We start from the raw sequence: 18,151 nt of genomic DNA on the forward strand, positions 1-18,151 counted from the left end.
TTGACTTCTTTTCTTGTCTTTCACAGTTGTTTGTTTGCTTTTCTTATTTCTTATCTCATTGTCCTTCCACTCGGTCTCCCTCGTGGACAATATCTATATTACCATATCTTATCTCTTATTGTCAACTACTTTTTTTGAATTTTTTTAAATTTTTTTATTTTTTTCTTATAATCCTTTATTTATGCTATGTCTAATTTCAAAATATTTTTAATTTTTGAATTTTATAATAAAATAAAACTCATAATTAAATAAATTTTAACTATGAGTTTTAATTTTTTCTATTTTATATAGGCATAAGATAAATCAGTAATATTGCCTATCGGTATATTTAATATTCCTTTAATTTTAGGATTTACATATTGATTTTCCACTGAAAAATACAATGGAGAAACTATAATATTTTCAAGAAGCATTTTTTCTGCTTCATGTAATTTTTTACTTCTATCATTTAAACTATTTTTTGATTCATCTATTAATTTTTGATATTCTTTTTGATTAAATACATCAATTTTTTTGTCTTTATAATAAAATCTATCTAATATTGCCAAAGGATCCCTATACTTAGGAGACCATGTATTCAATGCAATATCATATTTATTTTCCTTAATCAATGATAATCTTTCTTTAAACGGAACAGTTTTTATTTTTACTTCTATTCCTAAATTAGTTTGTAATTGATTTTGAATAAACTGTGCTTCTTTAATTTCTATAGGAGTATTCCCCGTTAATAACTCTAAAGATATATTCTCCAAATTTAATTCTTTCTTTGCAATTTCTAATTCATTTTTAGCATTATCAAGATCAAAATCTATTATTTCATAATCCATTTTATAACCTAAAATATCACTTACTAAATTTTTGGCAATTTTTGAGCCATCTTTTTTAACTACATCTATATATTCTGTTCTATTTATACCTTCCGATATTGCTTTTCTCATGTGTAAATTTTTAAGTGTAGAATTTGAAAATAAATTATAGTCTATATACCATATTCTCCCATCATAATATTTATTAACATTATCACCTAATAATTCTACATCTACACGAGATATATCTATATCCCCATTTTTAATTAAATTATTTACAACTGAATAATCATTGAAATATACATATTTAATATTTTTTATTTTAACATCTTCATTTCTCCAATAATTTGGATTTTTAGTAATCAATAAATCTTGTTCATTAGTTTCTTTTATCATATATGGCCCATTAAATTTATTCTCAATATATGGAGCAGACAATGGTAGTGTTAAAAGTGAAAGAAAATACGGAACATCCTCATTTAACTCAAACACTAATTTTCCATCTATAACTTTAATTCCTAATTCTTCTTTAGAAACTTTACCTTCATAATACTCTTTTGCATTATTTATAACATAAAGCATTTTAGCATATTGAGATAATTCTTTTTTATCTAAAACTCTTAAAAATCCATTATATACATCTTCTATAGTTATACTTGTTCCATCAGAATATTTTAAACCATCTTTAAGTACAAAAATATATGTATTATCTAATTTCTTATACTCTTTTGCCATACCTAAATCTAATTTCCCATCTTTATCATATCTCATAAGACCTTCATATAAACTATTTGAAACTTGAAGTGATATATTATCACTAAATTTATGTGGATCTAAACTCTTTGGAGCTGAAAATATATTATACACAATTACATTTTCATTATTATTCCCAGAACATGAAAATATTAAAAATATAAATAAAAAAACACTAAATAATTTCTTCAATACTACTCACCTAATTCCTTTTTTAATTCTTCAACTTTATCCAATCTTTCCCAAGGAACATCTATATCCTTTCTCCCTATATGACCTAAAGCTGCTAAATCTTGATATCTAAAACTCGGATTTCTTAGAGAAAGGGTTTTTTCAATTCCTCTTGGTGTCAAATCAAAAATCTTTGATACAACTTCAGCTATTCTATCTTCCGATATATTTGAAGTTCCAAATGTATCTACACGTATAGATGTTGGTTCAACAACACCAATTGCATAGGATAATTGAACTTCACATTTATCTGCAATACCTGCTGCAACTATATTTTTAGCTATCCATCTCGCAGCATAAGCAGCTGATCTATCTACTTTAGAGGTATCTTTACCTGAAAAAGCTCCTCCTCCATGTCTAAAATAACCACCATAAGTATCAACTATTATTTTTCTACCTGTAAGACCTGTATCACCATGTGGACCTCCAATAACAAATCTTCCAGTTGGATTTATATAAAATTTTTCTACTTCAGATATATCTCTATCATATTCATTTAATGCAGGTGCTATAACCTTTTCTTTTATTTCTTTTTCAATTTGTTCTCTACTTACTTCTTCATCATGTTGAACAGATACAACTATTGTATCTATACCTAATATATTATCATTTTCATCATATTTAAGTGTTACTTGAGCTTTAGCATCTGGTCTTGCCCAACTTAAAACTTTACTTCTTGTAAGTTCTGTTAATTTCATTATTATATTTCTAGCAAGTGTTAAAGCAAGAGGCATTAATTCTTCAGTTTCTTTAACTGCTCCTCCAAACATTATACCTTGATCTCCGGCACCTCCTACATCTACACCTTGTGATATATCTGGAGATTGTGAATGTATCATATTAACCACACCACAATCATAATCAAACCCAAGACCTGGAACATACCCTATTTCTCTTATTTTATTTCTAACTAAACTTTGTATATCTATATATGTTTTAGTAGTTATTTCTCCCCCAACTAAAACAAATCCAGTCGTAGCAAATGTTTCACAAGCAACTCTTGAATTTTCATCATCTTTTAAACAAGCATCAAGTACTGCATCTGAAATTTGATCACATATTTTATCAGGATGACCCGGTGATACAAATTCAGAAGTAAAATATCTTATAGCCATATTTTATTTCCTCCTAATCTATACTTTTTCTTCCTTCCAAAGATTGAGACAGTGTTGCACTATCAGAATATTCAATATTTCCCCCTATAGGTATACCACTTGCAATTCTACTCATTTTAACTTCTTTATCTTTCAATAATTTTGAAAGATATTGTATAGTTGTTTCCCCTTCAAAATCAGGATTTAAAGCAAATATTACTTCTTTAATATTCCCGTCAACTCTCTCTAATAACTCTGATATATTTAGTTCACTTATACCTATTCCATTTAAGGGATTTATCTTACCTCCCAAAACATGAAATAATCCATTATATGTATTACTTTTATTTATAGCATATATATCTCTAGTATCTTCAACAACACAAATTATACTTTTATCCCTTTTTTCATCTCTACATATATCACAAATATCATCATCAGTCAAATTAAAGCATAATTTACATGGTTTTATACTATCATATGAATCTCTAATAGTTTCTAATAAATAATTTATATCTTCTTCATTTTTTAATAAAAGATCAAAAGCAATACGTGTCGCATTTTTTTTACCTATTCCTTTTAATTTAGATAAAGCATTTATTAATTCATCAATCTTTTTCATTTATACCTTCCTATGAAAAGAAAAGAACTGAATTAACAGTTCTTTTCTTTTTAAGATTATTAATTTCAATTATTAAACAATTCTTGAAACTTTGAAAGTATTAGTTGTACCAGTTTCAGAAACACCTGTTACTAAAACAACTAAATCACCTTTCTTAAATCCTGTGTAAGCTTCATCAGCAGTAGTTGATGCATTTGATGCAGCAACTTCTAAAGCTTTATTAAAGAAGTGTTCAGGATTATCTAAATCATTAGCAACTATTGCTCTTACACCTCTTACTAACGCTAATTGTCTTGCAGTAACATCACTATCAGTTAATGCAATTATTGGCATTGAAGGATTATATTTTCTTATCATCTTAGCTGCTCTTCCTGTTTTTGTCCAACAAACTATTAATTTAGCACCTAAATTTTCAGCAGCTTCTACTGCACCTTTAGATATTGCTTCTGTTATAGTTACTTCATGTGTATAGTATATTTTTGATACTCCATATTCATCAGTTTTAGCAGAAATTTTAGCCATAGTTTTTACAGCTTCTACTGGATATTTACCATTTGCAGATTCTCCAGATAACATAACTGCATCTGTACCATCTAATATAGCATTAGCAACGTCTCCTGCTTCTGCTCTTGTAGGTCTTGGATTTTTTTGCATTGAATCTAACATTTGTGTTGCAGTAATTACAGGTTTTCCAACTGCATTACATTTTCTTATCATCATTTTTTGCATAAATGGAACTTCTTCAACTGGAACTTCTACTCCTAAATCTCCTCTTGCTACCATTATTCCATCTGATAATTCTAATATTTCATCAAAGTTATCTATACCTTCTTGATTTTCTATTTTAGAAATTATTTTAATATTTTCTCCACCATTATCATCTAACACTCTTCTAACTTCAGCAACATCAGACGCTTTTCTTATAAATGATGCAGCTATATAATCTACACCAACTTCACAACCAAATTTTAAATCTGCTTTATCTTTTTCAGCTAATGCTGGTAATGAAACAGATACACCTGGTAAGTTAACACCTTTCTTTTGTCCTAAAGCTCCAGAATTTTTAACTTTACAGAAGATTTCTTCTCCTTTAATTTCTTTAACTTCTAATCCTATTAAACCATCATCAACTAATATAGTATCCCCTGGTTTTAAATCTTTTGTCATACCTGGATAAGAAACTGATATTTTTTCAGGAGTTCCTTTAAATGAATAATCAGTAGTAACTATGAAGTCTTGTCCTTCTACTAAATCATATTTAACATCACCTTCAGCGTGTGAACCTGTTCTTATTTCTGGTCCTTTTGTATCTAATAATATAGCAACATGTTTACCTGTTTCTTTTGATATTTCTCTTATAGTTTTAATTCTTGCTCCATGTTCTTCATGATCCCCATGAGAGAAATTCAATCTCATTACATTCATTCCACTTAAAACTAATTCTTTAAGTACTTCTTTCTTTTCACTTTTAGGCCCTATTGTACATACAACCTTAGTCATTTTTATTTTCATATTATTCCTCCTATATTTAAACTGATAACATCATAGCAACGTCATAATCTTCTTGAGATTTTTTATGATAATTTTCCCAAGCATAAGATAATTTATGAGTTACAATATTTGAGCTTTCTACTCCAACCATTAAACCTGATTTACCTTCAACTAATAATTCAATAGCTTTAACACCTAATTTTGTAGCTAACAATCTATCTGCTGCTGTTGGGCTTCCACCTCTTTGAACATGTGCTAAAACTACAAGTCTTGGATCTAAATCTGGTATTTTATCTGTTAAATCTTTTATAATTGTTTCTTTACCTTTATATCCTTCAGACATAATTATTACATCATAAGTTTTTCCTTCTTCTCTTCTTTTTTTGATTATTTTAACTATATCATCAACTTTAGAATCAACTTCAGGAATTAAAATTCCATTAGCTCCACAAGCAATACCTGCATTTAAAGCTAAATCTCCACAGTTTCTTCCCATAACTTCTATAACAAATGTTCTATCATGAGATTTTGCTGTATCTCTAATTTGATTAAATGATTCAAGTATGATATTTAATGCTGTATCATATCCTATAGTATAATCAGTTCCAGCAATATCATTATCTATAGTTCCAGGTATTCCTATAGTTTTAATACCATGTTCTTCATATAAATAATGAGCTCCATGGAATGAACCATCTCCTCCTATTACAACTAAACCTTCAATTCCAATTTCCTTTAAAATATTAGCAGCCTCTGTTCTAACCGCAGGGTCTTTAAATTCTGGAAGTCTAGCTGAAAGAAGCATAGTCCCTCCCTTACCTGCAAGTCCTGCAACATCTAATGGAGTCATTTTAAATATATCTCTATCTAAGATACCTTTATATCCTCTTCTGATACCATAAACTTCCATTCCTTTTGACATAGCAGTTTTTGCTACTACTCTTATGGCAGCATTCATACCTTGTGAATCTCCACCACTAGTCAAGATAGCAATCTTTTTCATTTCATCCTCCTAGTCTTTTTAATTACTATTTACTGAAATATTTTAACATTTATTGACTAAATTTTCAAGATTTTTTTTGACAATAAAAAAATGGAAACTCTAAGAGTTCCCATTTAGTATATATTACCATCTATATTCTACGTTTAAAGTTCCTTTTCCTTCAATATTTCTTAAACTAAAGTCTTTAGCATCTTTACCAAATTTGAATTTAACTGATGCTTCAGGTTTAACTGTAACATTTCCAAATTTTAATACAGCATTAACTTTTGGAGTTAAATTAAATCTATGATCATATTTAGCTACATCTCCTGCTTCTTTACCAATTTCTTTAGCTCTCTTATCTTCATTCATATAAGAATCAAAGTCTTTAGATTTTTCTCCATCAAAATTATTCATTAACTTATCTATACCAGTTTCATAAGCATCAAATTCTTTATTATTTAATTTATATGAATAATCAGAATCTAAAGCTAATCCTAATTTATGATTTTCATTAATTAAGTAGTTAACACCAAAATTAGCAAGTCCTGCGTAAGAACTTTCATTTGATTTATTATTTTCATTTTCAGTATGAGATAATACATATTTAAATCCTAATTCATTCATTAATTCAAATGAATTTATCATATATGTACTCTTTAATCCAGTTTTTAATCCAAAATATACATATTTATCTTCAATATTAGAATATACAAATGTACTTAATGAAGGTGTTACCATTAAATTACCTGATTTTACTGTATTTGTAAATTTAGAATTTCCATAAACATAATGATTAAGGTCTAAAACTTCGTTAGACTCATCATTAGTATATTTTTCACCCTTTAAATTATAACGACCATTTAATTCAGCTTTAAAATTAGATTTATTATATGAAACACCAGCACCTGTTAATAAGTCATGCTTAGTATCATCAATTTCAAATCTCTTTGTTAATTTATAATTAGCCATCATATTTGCTGATAAGTTATCAGTTAATTTGTATCCAGCTTTATTTTTAGTTTCAAATTCTACAGCATTAAAAGTAGCTTTTTCATCTTTTACTTCTTTATTTTGTTCATCTTTATATGTTGATTCACCTAATCCTACTGTAGCATAGAATTTAGTTTCATTGTTAGTTTCTAATAATAATTTATTGTTATCGTATTTAACATTTAATACTGCTTTAGGTAAATTTAATAATCTTCCAAGATTTTCAGTATATTTAGTTCCATCAATTTCAACTGTTTGGTTTTCTTTTATAGGTAAATGAGCTACTTCTGCATCATAAACTAATTTAGCCTCTACTGTAGTATTTTTTAATCCTGTATATTTAGCAACATTTTCTATACCTGCTTTGAAATATCTTTCAAATTCTACATTTTCTTGTGCACTTCCTCTTTCAAGAACTGTTCCTAAATCAAAACTTGGTTTAGAGTATAGTTCTAAAGTATCATTTGCAACCTTAGTTGAAACTTTAACATTTCCTCTGATTCTTCCAGCAACATCAAAATTAGTTGTATCTCTTTCTTTTAATAAATTTAAAGCATTTTCTTCTTCATTTGGAACTAATTCTTTATCTTTACCTAATACATGAGTTAATTCAGCATCTAATCTAAATCCATCTAATTGTTTCCCTGCTTTAACAAATGATTCTAATCTGTTATTTGTATCTTTATCTAAGTTGTATATAGTACCAACTAATACATTAGAAGTTTCTGTATCATTTTTAACAACAGCTGATAATAATAATCTATCATTTTCTGTTAATCTAAATCCATTGTCTTTATAGAAATTATTTCTATCATCTGCTTTATCTTTTTTTTCTAATTCAGCTTTTTTATCAGCAGTCCAAACTTTTTTAGCATCTAAATGTGCTTTTAAAGCATTTTCAATTGATTTATCCTTTTTATCAAAAGATCCTTCATTATTATATCCAGCAACTGCATTTAAAATTAATGATGAATTTTCATTTAATTTAGAATCAAATCTAAATCCTGCATAAGATTCATTATTTACCCCAGCTTTTTGAGCCTCTCCACTAAATCTTGTTCCTGTAAATAAGAAAGTATCTTTATTAGAATCTAAAAAGAACCCTAAGTCTAATTTAGTTTTTACTGGGTATTTTTGTGCTTCAAATTTAACTGCACTTTCTTCTTTCTTAACATCTGTTTCAGCTTTAACTTCAGAATTTGATTTTACATAACCTGTAACATCAGCAAATGAAGCTACAGAAGTTAATGCTAAAACTCCTAATAATGCTTTTTTCATTTTCTATATCCTCCTAATATTATAAATATCTCCTTGTCTAACATTTTACATTTAAAATAAAGTTTTGTCAAGATTTTTTGAACTTTAGCAAATAGTTTCTATTGCTCTTTTTTAAATTTTTTCTCTCAATATATTTTGACGTTTCTATATTTATACCAGATTCTTCAAATATTTCATTAACTTCGCTGTCGGTATATTCTTCTAATTTAACATCAAACTTTATTTTACCTAAAATTTCTTTATTAACTTTAACTTCTTTTTTATTTCCCAGATTATTTATATATTCAACTATTTCTTGAAGAGCATTCATTGAAACATCAGTTTCTGCAAGATGAAAAACATGAAACTGATCTTCAAAATCATGCAATTTTACATCAATACCTGATTTTTTTAATTTTTCAGCAAAAACTATACTATCATCTTCTAATATTTCATTTGTTCCAACATGGATTAATGTATCAGGAAAATTCTTCAAATCATTTGAATATATAGGAGAAATATACCTATTTGATTTGTCTTTAATATAGATAAAATAAGGCATATATTTTTCAATTTTAATTCCAGTATTTTCTTTAAAAGCTCCAAACAAAGGATCTTTAAATCTATTTCTATTTCTACTATCAACACTATTCGTCGCATCCAAATAAGGTGATAATAATACCAAAGCACGTGGCATAGGTAAATCATTATCATTAAGATATATAGTAGAAGAAACAACTACATTACCCCCTGAACTATCTCCCATAAATACTATATTACTAGGATTATATCCTAACTTTATAGATAATCTATACGCATAAATAAAGTCTTCATTTTCAGCAGGGAATTTATTTGCATATCCAGTTCTTAAATCTACAAACATCATATCATAACCATTTAACTTTAAAAGTACATTTTTTATAAAAAACATTTTTCTATGCTCGTTATAATAATGTATAAAACTACCACCATTTGCTATTATAACTAATTTTTTATTATTACTATTAATTTTCTTAAACAATTCAACTCTTGAATTGCCTTCTTGATATATTTTTTGAACATAATTAGTAGATAAATAATCATAAAGATTAGTATTAACAGTAGTAAAAGCTTCATATAATTTAGTTCTATCAACATTCCATGTAATGTATTTTGACCAATTTATTATTCTTTCTTTAAAAGAAGGAGTTCTTGCACCTAATAAAAATGGAATAAATATCAAAACTATAAATTTAATTAATTTATTCTGCATTTAATTTCACAATCTCTATTATAGTATCACGTGATTTTTTCATATCATCTAAACAAGCAAATTCATATTCTCCATGAAAATTTTCTCCTCCTACAAATATATTTGGTGTAGGTAAGCCCATAAATGATATTTTAGAACCATCAGTCCCTCCACGTATAGGTTCTATTATTGGTTTTATCCCTAAATTTTCCATAGCTTTTTTAGCAAGGTCTACACTTCTCATATCTTTACTAATAATATCTCCCATATTATAATATTGATCAAACATTTCATATACCAAAACATTTCCAAATTTTTCATTAACTTTTTTAGCAACATGTTTGCAAAATTCTTTTCTATCTTCAAATTTATCTTTATCAAAATCACGAATTATATAAGTAAGTTCAGCTTTTTCAATTTTAGCATCTGTTGAACATAATAAATAAAATCCTTCATAACCTGAAGTGTGTTCTGGGACTTCTTTTTCTGGGAATAAACTCATCAAATAATTTGCGACAACATTAGCGTTTATCATTTTATCTTTAGCAGAACCTGGATGAACACTAACTCCAGTTATTGTATATGTAATTTGTGCAGCATTAAAACTTTCATATTGTAATTCCCCTAACATTCCACCATCAATTGTATAAGCAAAATCTGCATCAAATTCTTTAACATTAAATTTATCTGCTCCCCTACCTATTTCTTCATCAGGCCCAAAAGCAACTTTAATATCACCATGTTTAATTTCAGGATGTTCTTTTAAATATTTCATCGCTTCCATAATAGCTGTAATTCCTGCTTTATCATCAGCACCAAGAAGTGTTGTTCCATCTGTTGTAATCAAAGTTTTACCTACATAATTTTTTAAATTTGGAAATTCAGAAATTTTCATAATTTTTTCATCATTTAATACTATATCTTTTCCATCATACTTTTCAATAATTTGTGGATTAACATTTCTAGCCTCAAAATCTGCAGTATCCATATGAGATATAAATCCAATAGTTGGAACTTTTTTATCTATATTACTAGGTAAAACCCCATTAACAAAACAAAAATCATTAATATATATTTTTTCTAAACCAATTTCCTTTAAATCTTCTACAAGTAGTTTAGCAAATTCATATTGAGTTGGTGTTGATGGAATTGTTTTTGAACTTTCATCAGATCTTGTCTCAAATTTAACATATTTTTTAAACCTTTCTAACATAATACCTCCATTATTTATTTAAATATTTTCTATTATTTTTTTCGTTTGTTTTTTCTTGTATATTTATAAAACTATTCATATCTATATTTATAGACCTATACATATCATTTATCTCATCTTCAGTATAGGAATCAAAAGATACATTAAATTTAATTCTATTGACATCTTTTAAGTTAAGTGCACCTTTCTTTATTCCTGTATTATTTTTTATAAATTCTGCCACTTGAATTGTTGCTTCTCTTCCTTCAGGAGTGTCAAACATATGAAAAATATGATAAAGTTCTTCAAAACTTTTATAATTAACATCTACTCCAGAGTTTTTTAAATTTTGAGCAAAAACCCTTGAGTCATCTTCTAATATTTCATAACTTCCAACATGAATTAAAGTTTTAGGAAATCCTTTTAACTCACTAGCATAAATAGGAGAAACATATCTATTTGACTTATCTTTGACGTTTATAAAATAAGGCATATAATCTTGTAATTTAATTCCATTTTTTTCAGTATTATTTGTTCCAAAAAATACATCTTTTGATTTATTTCTTTGCCTACTTTCAACTTTATTTGTAACATCTAAATAAGGAGAAAGTAAAACTATAGAAGCAGGAACTGGCAGGTTATTATCAATTAAGTATATTGTACTACTTGCTACAATATTTCCACCTGAACTATCTCCTAAAAACGAAATATTACCTGGATTATATCCTTTTTTTAATATAAATCTATAAGCATTTAAAAAATCTTTGTTAAGATTAGGAAATCTTTGTTTATAACCCATCCTATAATCAACAACTGCTATATTAAAATCATTTAAATAAGATCCAAAAACATTTATTATATACTCTTTTCTACTTTGTTTATACGGATTTATGAAACTACCCCCATTTGCAATCAATACTATTTTATCACTTTTCATCTTATTTTTATACAATTCAATACGAGTTCCTGTTTCATCATAAACCTCATAAATATATTTATCTTTTATATAGTTTTCAAGTTCCATTGACATTGTAGAATATACACTATAAGCCCAATCTCTATCTATATTATATGATATAATATCACTTTTTTTTATTAATTTATTTTTAAATGAATCTTCAGAAAATGAAATACTCATCAATAATATAATCAATAGTATTTTTTTCAAAAAAAATCATCCTCCTTCATTTTTATTATATCATAACATAAAAAAAAGTACCATACATAATGTATGATACTTTTAATCAATTAATTAATTACCAAGTATAAGATATATTTAATGATCCTTCACCTGTTACTTTATTTAATTCAAATTTAGAATTATCAGCTAATTTTTGTGCAAATTCAAAGTTAGCTCCTAATTTAGGTGTTACTGTTAAATTCTTAGTTATATCAAATTTAACTGCTACACTTGGTTTAACTGCTAAACTATGTTCAGTATTTTTTGATTTATCAAACATATCGAATCCTTGTGTTATGAAATCAGCTTGATCTTTGTTATTAAATTCTTTAGCAACATAACCATCTAATACTCTGTATTCTTCATCAGTATATCCTGCAGCTTCTACAAATTTAGCAAATCCTTCTATATATTTAGAACCTAATTTCATATATTTGTATTCACCTTTTACTTCTGTTATTAAATCAACTTTTCTATCTGCATTTTCAGATAAAGTAGAAGTTATATTTAATGTAGCATCAGCTGATCCGAAATGATCTAATAAGATTTTATCACTTTTTTCTATAATAATTTCTTTAGTTGCTGAATCTTTAGAAATATTAGTATTTGTTGCTTTTAAGAAATAGTTACCATTAACTTCTAATGAAGCTTTAGTTGTATCATTAAATGCTTTAGTGAATTTAACTCCTGCATTAGTTAATAACATATCTGTAAATGAAACAAAATCCTTGTTAGTTTTAGTACTAACGGCATCTCCAGAAATTACATAATTATGTGCATTTAATTTAACTTCTGTGTCTACACCAAATAATTCAGATATTACAGCTTTATTCTTAGTGAATGCAAATCCTTCATGACCTAATAAATCTGCTTTTTCCCCTGTATTAGCTAATGCTGTTAATAAATATTTAGCACTATTATCAGTAGTTACTGTTAAAACATCTTCATCGTTGTAAGTATATTTAATAGTTGGTCCTGTTAAGAATCTCATTTCATTTGAATGAGGTTTAGCTAATAAGTTAGTTTTTAAATCATAATTAGCATCTAATCCTAATTCAAATCCTCCGTTAACATATTTAATATTATTATAAGTTTTAAATATATTATTTAATTCTTTAACAGCACTATCTTTTTTAGCTAATTTAACTTCTACTTTTTCAGAATTTTTAGTTGTAAATCTTGCATTTTCACCTGTATATGAAAGATCTAATTTATATTCTGGAGTATGTTCAAATTTAATAGCATCATCTGCTACAGCTGTTTTCCCATCAGCTTTAAGTTTATAATTTAATCCTTGTTCTACAACAGTATTGCTAAATCCAGTATATTTTAATCCATTTTCTGATACAAATTCACCATCATGTTTATTACCTAAAATATTTTTTAATTCACCCTTTAACGCATTTGTTAATAAAGTATTTTTATTTAATTGAGATTCTAATTTAACCTCTCCTTTTAATCTTCCTGCTACATCATAAGTTTCACTCTTAATTAAATGATTAACCTCTCCTGAAACTTTAACATTATCTGTTAATTTACCAGAAGTTTTAGCATAGCTTTCTAATTCATGAGTTCCATCGTTAAACTCAGTTGAGTTATATAACCCAGCAACTGTTAAATCAAAATTATCATCAATTTTACCACTTAACACAGCAGATAATAATTCTGTATTATCTTTAGCTGCTAATTTATATCCATTATCTTTTAAGTATCCTTCTTTATCATCTTTTGAATCAATCTTAGCTTGATTTAATTTATTTTTAGCTTTTAAATGTTTAACAACTACATCTTCTAAAACTGTTTCATCTTCTATTTTAACTTCTTTGTCAGCTTTAATTCCATTTTGTTTATAATCACCATAAACTTTTTTAGTATCACCATATCCATGTTTATGTCCAAATGTTAAAGCTATATTAAAGTCATCTACTATTGGAGCATCCCATCTAGCACCAAAATAATAGTTAGGCACATCTACACCTGTTACACCACTATTATTATCTGTTTTGTCTTTCGCATTAAATTTAACATAATCACCTTTTAATCCAGCAAATACATGTAATTGCGCATCTTTATGTAAAAAAGTTCCGAATGTTAACTTTTGAGAAGCTTTAGCTTCATTAGGCTTACCTTCATTTTTAAACTTGTTATTTTCTAATTCATTATTTACATTTGCTGAAGTTTCAGAATTCAAGTATCCATGGAAATCTGGATATTGAGTATCAGCTAATGTTGCTATTGAAGTTAAAGCTGCAACTCCTAATAATATTTTTTTCATTCTATATCCTCCTAATTTAATAATTATAGTTATTCATAAATATTATACTTTTTTTTATAATCTTTGTCAATACTTACAATATATTTTAACTTAATATATTAATATATTAGCTATAGCATACTCATTTGTATGACTTAAAGAAATTTCTCCATTTATTCTTTCACCTTTATATATCATATACGGTTTACCATTCGTTTCATTTAATATTTCAAATTCTTTAAAATCTATGCTGACATTCATAGCTTTTACAAAAGATTCTTTAGCACAAAATCTAACAGCATATGATTCATACTTATTTTTTTTAGTTTCACAGTATTTTATTTCTTTTTTACTAAAAATTTTTTCTTTAAACCCTTCATTTCTTTCTATAGCTTTTTTTATTCTATCAACTTCTATTAAATCTATTCCTATTTTAAACATATACCATATACCCTCAAGGCATTTTCTGTAGTTATTCTTTTAACTTCTTCTACAGATATATTTTTTAAGCTTGCTATTTTTTCAGCTACAAATTCCACATAAACAGGATTATTTTGTTTTCCTCTATACGGAACAGGTGTTAGATATGGGGAGTCTGTTTCAAGAACTATATGTTTCAAATCTAAACTTTCAACTAATTTATGTCCTGTATGATTATTTTTAAACGTAACTGTCCCACCTACACCTATATAAAACCTATCTAAAAGATCTTCAACATCACTCAAATTACCAGGATAACAATGTAATATACCACGTGCTTTAGGATATTCTTTCAAAATTTCTATTGTATCATCAAGTGCATCTCTCGTGTGAATAATTATAGGTAAATCATATTCTATAGACTTTTCAATTTGTTTCCTAAAACCTAACTTTTGCACTTCTATAGGATCATTCATCCAATGATAATCAAGTCCTATTTCACCTATGGCTACAATTTTCTTATATTCTTTAGATAACTTTAATAATTCTTCCATTTTTTCTTCGTCATACTTAGAAATATCACAAGGATGATAACCAATACTTGCATACATAAAATCATAATTTTTAGCATATTCAATACATTTTTTTGAACTTTCATAATCACAAGAAATATTCACAACAAAATCTAATTTTTTGCCTATTTCATTAATAATTTCATCTCTATTTTCATTATAGCTATCATCATAAAGATGTATATGTGTATCTACTAAATTTTTCATTATTTACCTTTCAAACTAAAGGGTACTATATATAGTACCCTTACCCTTATTTAATGTATGATTTCATCATCCATAATAATTTTTCATATTCTGTAACATGATTATCAAGTTCAGCGCTTGTTGCGTAATCTTTTTCTTCATCAGTAATTTCTTTTAATTCTCTTACTGATTTTAATAAATACTCAGTATCAACTATTAAATTTTCTAAAGCATCTTTAACTCTAATATCTTCATCATTAGCTTCAATAATTTTTGTTACTTCTAAATACTTTTTAGAACTTCCTAAAGGTCTTCCACCTATAGCTAATATTCTTTCTGCAACAACATCAATTTTTTCATTTACCCCATCATAAATTTCTTCTAATTTAGCATGTACTGTAAAGAATCCTTGTCCTATTACATTCCAGTGATAATTTTGAACCTTTCTATAATATACATTCAAATCTGCTAAATATTGATTTAACGCGTTTATTGTTTTATTCACTTAAATCTCCTCCTACTCTCTTTCTTTTAATTTTTCTTTAAATTTTCTAGTTTGTCTTTCTAGACCATCAGCTAATAAGTCTATTGCACCGTATAGATCTGAATTTGCTTCCTCTACTCTAATTACTTTACCAGGAACTTGAACTGTCCCTATGGCTTTAAATACTTTACCTTCAGTTTTAGTATTTTCAACTGTTAATGTAATATGAGTTTCAGTAATATTTTCAAGATATTTAGTTATCTTAGAAACTTTTGATTCTGCATAATTTTTAATTGCTTCTGTCATTTCTAATTGTTTTCCACTTACTATTATCTTCATAATAACACGCCCTTCCTATATCTATATAAATAGTATAACATCATTTAATAAAAAAGTCTATATCATTTCTAATGCTCCATTTTTTAAAATATATTTATAATCAGCTAAATTAGCTAATTCTTGACTATGTGTTACTATTATTATACCTTGTCCTTTTTTATTAAGTTCAACAAAAATATTATTAATAAGCTGACTTGTTTCATAATCCAAATTACCTGTTGGTTCATCTGCCAAAATTAGTTCAGGAGAATTTATCATAGCTCTAGCTATTGAAACCCTTTGTTTTTCACCACCTGATAATTCATTTGGTTTGTGATTTAATCTACCAGAAAGTCCTACCATTTCAAGTAATTCTTTAGCTCTTTTTTCTATTTCTTTCTTATCAGCATTTTTTTTATTTAATGCTGGTATCATAACATTTTCAAGAGCAGTAAATTCATTTAAAAGATAATGAAACTGAAAAACGAAACCTATATTTTCCGATCTCAATTTTGTTAAATCTTGTTTTTCTATTTTTTCTGAATTTATATATAATTCACCTTCTGATTTTATATCAAGTAAGCCTAAAATATTAAGAAGTGTTGTCTTACCACTACCCGATTTACCTTGTATAGATACAAAATCTCCATTATTAAATTTAAAATTTATATTTTTTAATATATTCAATTCTTCCATCTTTGTTTTATATGTCTTAGAAACATTTTTTAATTCTATCATATCTTTTCTCCTAATTGTTATACTTAATAGCATCTGTAGGATTCATACCCGCTGCCTTTTTTGAAGGAAGTATAGTCGATAAAACTATTAGTATAAATGATATCATATATATTATACTTAATTCATGTAACCCTATACTAACAGGTAACTTATCTAAATAGTATGTAGTTGTTACATAATACTTAAATATTATTTTTAAAACTATTATTATAATCGGAGCTAAAATTAAAGAAATTATCATACCAACAACTCCAATTATCAAACCTTCAAAAAGAAAAATTTTCATAATATTATCATTAGAATAACCCATAGCTTTAAGTATTCCTATATCTGTTGTTTTTTCTCTAACCACCATATTAAGTATCACAGAAATAGCAAATGAGGCTATAAGAATTATTAAACTAAGTATTGCAATTAAAACAAATTTTTCAAAATTTATTGCACTTAATAAACTTTGATTATCCATATCCCAACTATGAGCAAAAACTTTATCTCCCAAATCACTATTAATCTTATTTACTAATATATTTAATTCTTTAACATTTGTTGGGTCTTTAACATCTAGAGATATACTATCTGCAACTTCACCTCTTTCTTGTAAAAGTTGTAAAGTTTCAAGAGGTAATATAACAAGGTTTGAATCATAATTATAGTACCCAGTTTTAAATATACCTGTTATACTTGCTCTAATTTCCTTAGCATCTGATGTTATTATATTTAATTCATCACCTATTTTTGCTCCTGTTTGATTTATAAACTCATTCCCAACTATAATCCCAGTTAAATTATCATTTTCTTTTTTACCTTCTATTATATTTATATTCAATAAATCTAAATTTGTCCCAACTATTAAAGTAGTTATAGACCCACCATTAACATTTATTAAACCCTGACTTTCTATTCTTGGATTAAGACTTTTAGCTTCATATTTTTTTAACTCTTCCATTATATTTTTATAGTCACTTTGGTACTCATTTTCTATACTTACATTAACATGAGGAGATAATGATAATATAGAATTTAACATATTATCCCTTAAACCATTAGATACTGCTAAAGAAACTACAAAAACCGATAAAGATATAGCAATACCTAAAATAGATGCTAAACTTTGAAATTTTCTATCAAACACATGCCTTTTAGCTATAAAAAACTCTATCATAATTTACCCCTTTCTAATCTATATATTCAATCATTAAATTAGATAATATAGATAATTGTTTCATAAAGTGGAACGATTTTCTTATATTTAATCTAAACATATATTCTTTATGATTCTTAGTTATAACCGAAAGAACTCTTTCATATTTTTTTCCATTAACTCTAACCAATATATATTTTAGTTTT

General features: G+C 26.5%; 16 protein-coding genes. All 16 read right to left on the reverse strand.

Features of this window, described 5'->3' with window-relative positions; genetic code table 11:
• Positions 1–278: 278 nt before the first annotated feature.
• Positions 279–1,751, reverse strand: a complete 1,473-nt coding sequence (locus ACWYO2_RS01250) for a peptide ABC transporter substrate-binding protein (RefSeq protein ID WP_455514679.1) — start codon at positions 1,749–1,751, stop codon at positions 279–281.
• A 2-nt stretch (positions 1,752–1,753) separates the two neighbouring features.
• Entirely contained in the window at positions 1,754–2,905 is a 1,152-nt protein-coding gene (gene metK / locus ACWYO2_RS01255; protein WP_455514680.1) for a methionine adenosyltransferase, read from the reverse strand.
• A 13-nt stretch (positions 2,906–2,918) separates the two neighbouring features.
• Positions 2,919–3,506 carry a recombination mediator RecR gene (gene recR, locus ACWYO2_RS01260; RefSeq protein WP_455514681.1) on the reverse strand — a complete coding sequence of 196 codons (588 nt, stop codon included), beginning with the start codon at positions 3,504–3,506 and terminating at the stop codon, positions 2,919–2,921.
• Positions 3,507–3,578: 72 nt separating this feature from the next.
• Positions 3,579–5,018: a pyruvate kinase PykF gene (gene pykF / locus ACWYO2_RS01265; protein WP_455514682.1), complete on the reverse strand. Its 1,440-nt coding sequence runs from the start codon at positions 5,016–5,018 to the stop codon at positions 3,579–3,581.
• A gap of 16 nt (positions 5,019–5,034) precedes the next feature.
• A complete protein-coding gene (pfkA, locus tag ACWYO2_RS01270; protein ID WP_455514683.1) occupies positions 5,035–6,000 on the reverse strand; it encodes a 6-phosphofructokinase in 966 nt (321 codons plus the stop codon).
• Positions 6,001–6,123: 123 nt separating this feature from the next.
• Positions 6,124–8,250: a hypothetical protein gene (locus ACWYO2_RS01275; protein ID WP_455514684.1), complete on the reverse strand. Its 2,127-nt coding sequence runs from the start codon at positions 8,248–8,250 to the stop codon at positions 6,124–6,126.
• Between the two features lie 67 nt (positions 8,251–8,317).
• Positions 8,318–9,481 carry an alpha/beta hydrolase fold domain-containing protein gene (locus ACWYO2_RS01280; protein WP_455514685.1) on the reverse strand — a complete coding sequence of 388 codons (1,164 nt, stop codon included), beginning with the start codon at positions 9,479–9,481 and terminating at the stop codon, positions 8,318–8,320.
• Positions 9,471–10,673, reverse strand: coding sequence for a peptidase T (pepT, locus tag ACWYO2_RS01285; protein WP_455514686.1), 1,203 nt, complete (start codon positions 10,671–10,673; stop codon positions 9,471–9,473). Before pepT ends, ACWYO2_RS01280 begins: the two co-directional genes overlap by 11 nt.
• A gap of 10 nt (positions 10,674–10,683) precedes the next feature.
• Complete coding sequence (locus tag ACWYO2_RS01290) at positions 10,684–11,820, reverse strand: alpha/beta hydrolase fold domain-containing protein (RefSeq protein ID WP_455514687.1); 1,137 nt, start codon at positions 11,818–11,820, stop codon at positions 10,684–10,686.
• Positions 11,821–11,908: 88 nt separating this feature from the next.
• Positions 11,909–14,107 (reverse strand): hypothetical protein, encoded by a 2,199-nt coding sequence (locus tag ACWYO2_RS01295; protein ID WP_455514688.1) that lies wholly within the window; start codon positions 14,105–14,107, stop codon positions 11,909–11,911.
• Positions 14,108–14,197: 90 nt separating this feature from the next.
• Entirely contained in the window at positions 14,198–14,527 is a 330-nt protein-coding gene (gene acpS / locus ACWYO2_RS01300; RefSeq protein ID WP_455514689.1) for a holo-ACP synthase, read from the reverse strand.
• Positions 14,515–15,285 carry a TatD family hydrolase gene (locus ACWYO2_RS01305; RefSeq protein ID WP_455514690.1) on the reverse strand — a complete coding sequence of 257 codons (771 nt, stop codon included), beginning with the start codon at positions 15,283–15,285 and terminating at the stop codon, positions 14,515–14,517. Before ACWYO2_RS01305 ends, acpS begins: the two co-directional genes overlap by 13 nt.
• Before the next feature lie 46 nt (positions 15,286–15,331).
• Positions 15,332–15,769, reverse strand: a complete 438-nt coding sequence (locus ACWYO2_RS01310; RefSeq protein WP_455514691.1) for a Dps family protein — start codon at positions 15,767–15,769, stop codon at positions 15,332–15,334.
• A gap of 12 nt (positions 15,770–15,781) precedes the next feature.
• Positions 15,782–16,087, reverse strand: a complete 306-nt coding sequence (hpf, locus tag ACWYO2_RS01315; RefSeq protein WP_455514692.1) for a ribosome hibernation-promoting factor, HPF/YfiA family — start codon at positions 16,085–16,087, stop codon at positions 15,782–15,784.
• A gap of 57 nt (positions 16,088–16,144) precedes the next feature.
• Positions 16,145–16,804, reverse strand: a complete 660-nt coding sequence (locus ACWYO2_RS01320) for an ABC transporter ATP-binding protein (protein WP_455514693.1) — start codon at positions 16,802–16,804, stop codon at positions 16,145–16,147.
• Between the two features lie 10 nt (positions 16,805–16,814).
• A complete protein-coding gene (locus ACWYO2_RS01325) occupies positions 16,815–17,966 on the reverse strand; it encodes an ABC transporter permease (RefSeq protein WP_455514694.1) in 1,152 nt (383 codons plus the stop codon).
• Positions 17,967–18,151 lie beyond the last annotated feature (185 nt).

Source organism: Pseudostreptobacillus sp. (genome assembly GCF_977040545.1).

What these genes read in the sequence shown, in the direction of transcription:
- pepT (WP_455514686.1), bottom strand. Translation starts at nt 10,673, where the DNA reads ATGTTAGAAAGGTTTAAAAAATATGTTAAATTTGAGACAAGATCTGAT.
- ACWYO2_RS01305 (WP_455514690.1), bottom strand. Translation starts at nt 15,285, where the DNA reads ATGAAAAATTTAGTAGATACACATATACATCTTTATGATGATAGCTAT.
- hpf (WP_455514692.1), bottom strand. Translation starts at nt 16,087, where the DNA reads ATGAAGATAATAGTAAGTGGAAAACAATTAGAAATGACAGAAGCAATT.
- ACWYO2_RS01275 (WP_455514684.1), bottom strand. Translation starts at nt 8,250, where the DNA reads ATGAAAAAAGCATTATTAGGAGTTTTAGCATTAACTTCTGTAGCTTCA.
- acpS (WP_455514689.1), bottom strand. Translation starts at nt 14,527, where the DNA reads ATGTTTAAAATAGGAATAGATTTAATAGAAGTTGATAGAATAAAAAAA.
- ACWYO2_RS01295 (WP_455514688.1), bottom strand. Translation starts at nt 14,107, where the DNA reads ATGAAAAAAATATTATTAGGAGTTGCAGCTTTAACTTCAATAGCAACA.
- recR (WP_455514681.1), bottom strand. Translation starts at nt 3,506, where the DNA reads ATGAAAAAGATTGATGAATTAATAAATGCTTTATCTAAATTAAAAGGA.
- ACWYO2_RS01280 (WP_455514685.1), bottom strand. Translation starts at nt 9,481, where the DNA reads ATGCAGAATAAATTAATTAAATTTATAGTTTTGATATTTATTCCATTT.
- ACWYO2_RS01320 (WP_455514693.1), bottom strand. Translation starts at nt 16,804, where the DNA reads ATGATAGAATTAAAAAATGTTTCTAAGACATATAAAACAAAGATGGAA.
- metK (WP_455514680.1), bottom strand. Translation starts at nt 2,905, where the DNA reads ATGGCTATAAGATATTTTACTTCTGAATTTGTATCACCGGGTCATCCT.
- ACWYO2_RS01325 (WP_455514694.1), bottom strand. Translation starts at nt 17,966, where the DNA reads ATGATAGAGTTTTTTATAGCTAAAAGGCATGTGTTTGATAGAAAATTT.
- pfkA (WP_455514683.1), bottom strand. Translation starts at nt 6,000, where the DNA reads ATGAAAAAGATTGCTATCTTGACTAGTGGTGGAGATTCACAAGGTATG.
- pykF (WP_455514682.1), bottom strand. Translation starts at nt 5,018, where the DNA reads ATGAAAATAAAAATGACTAAGGTTGTATGTACAATAGGGCCTAAAAGT.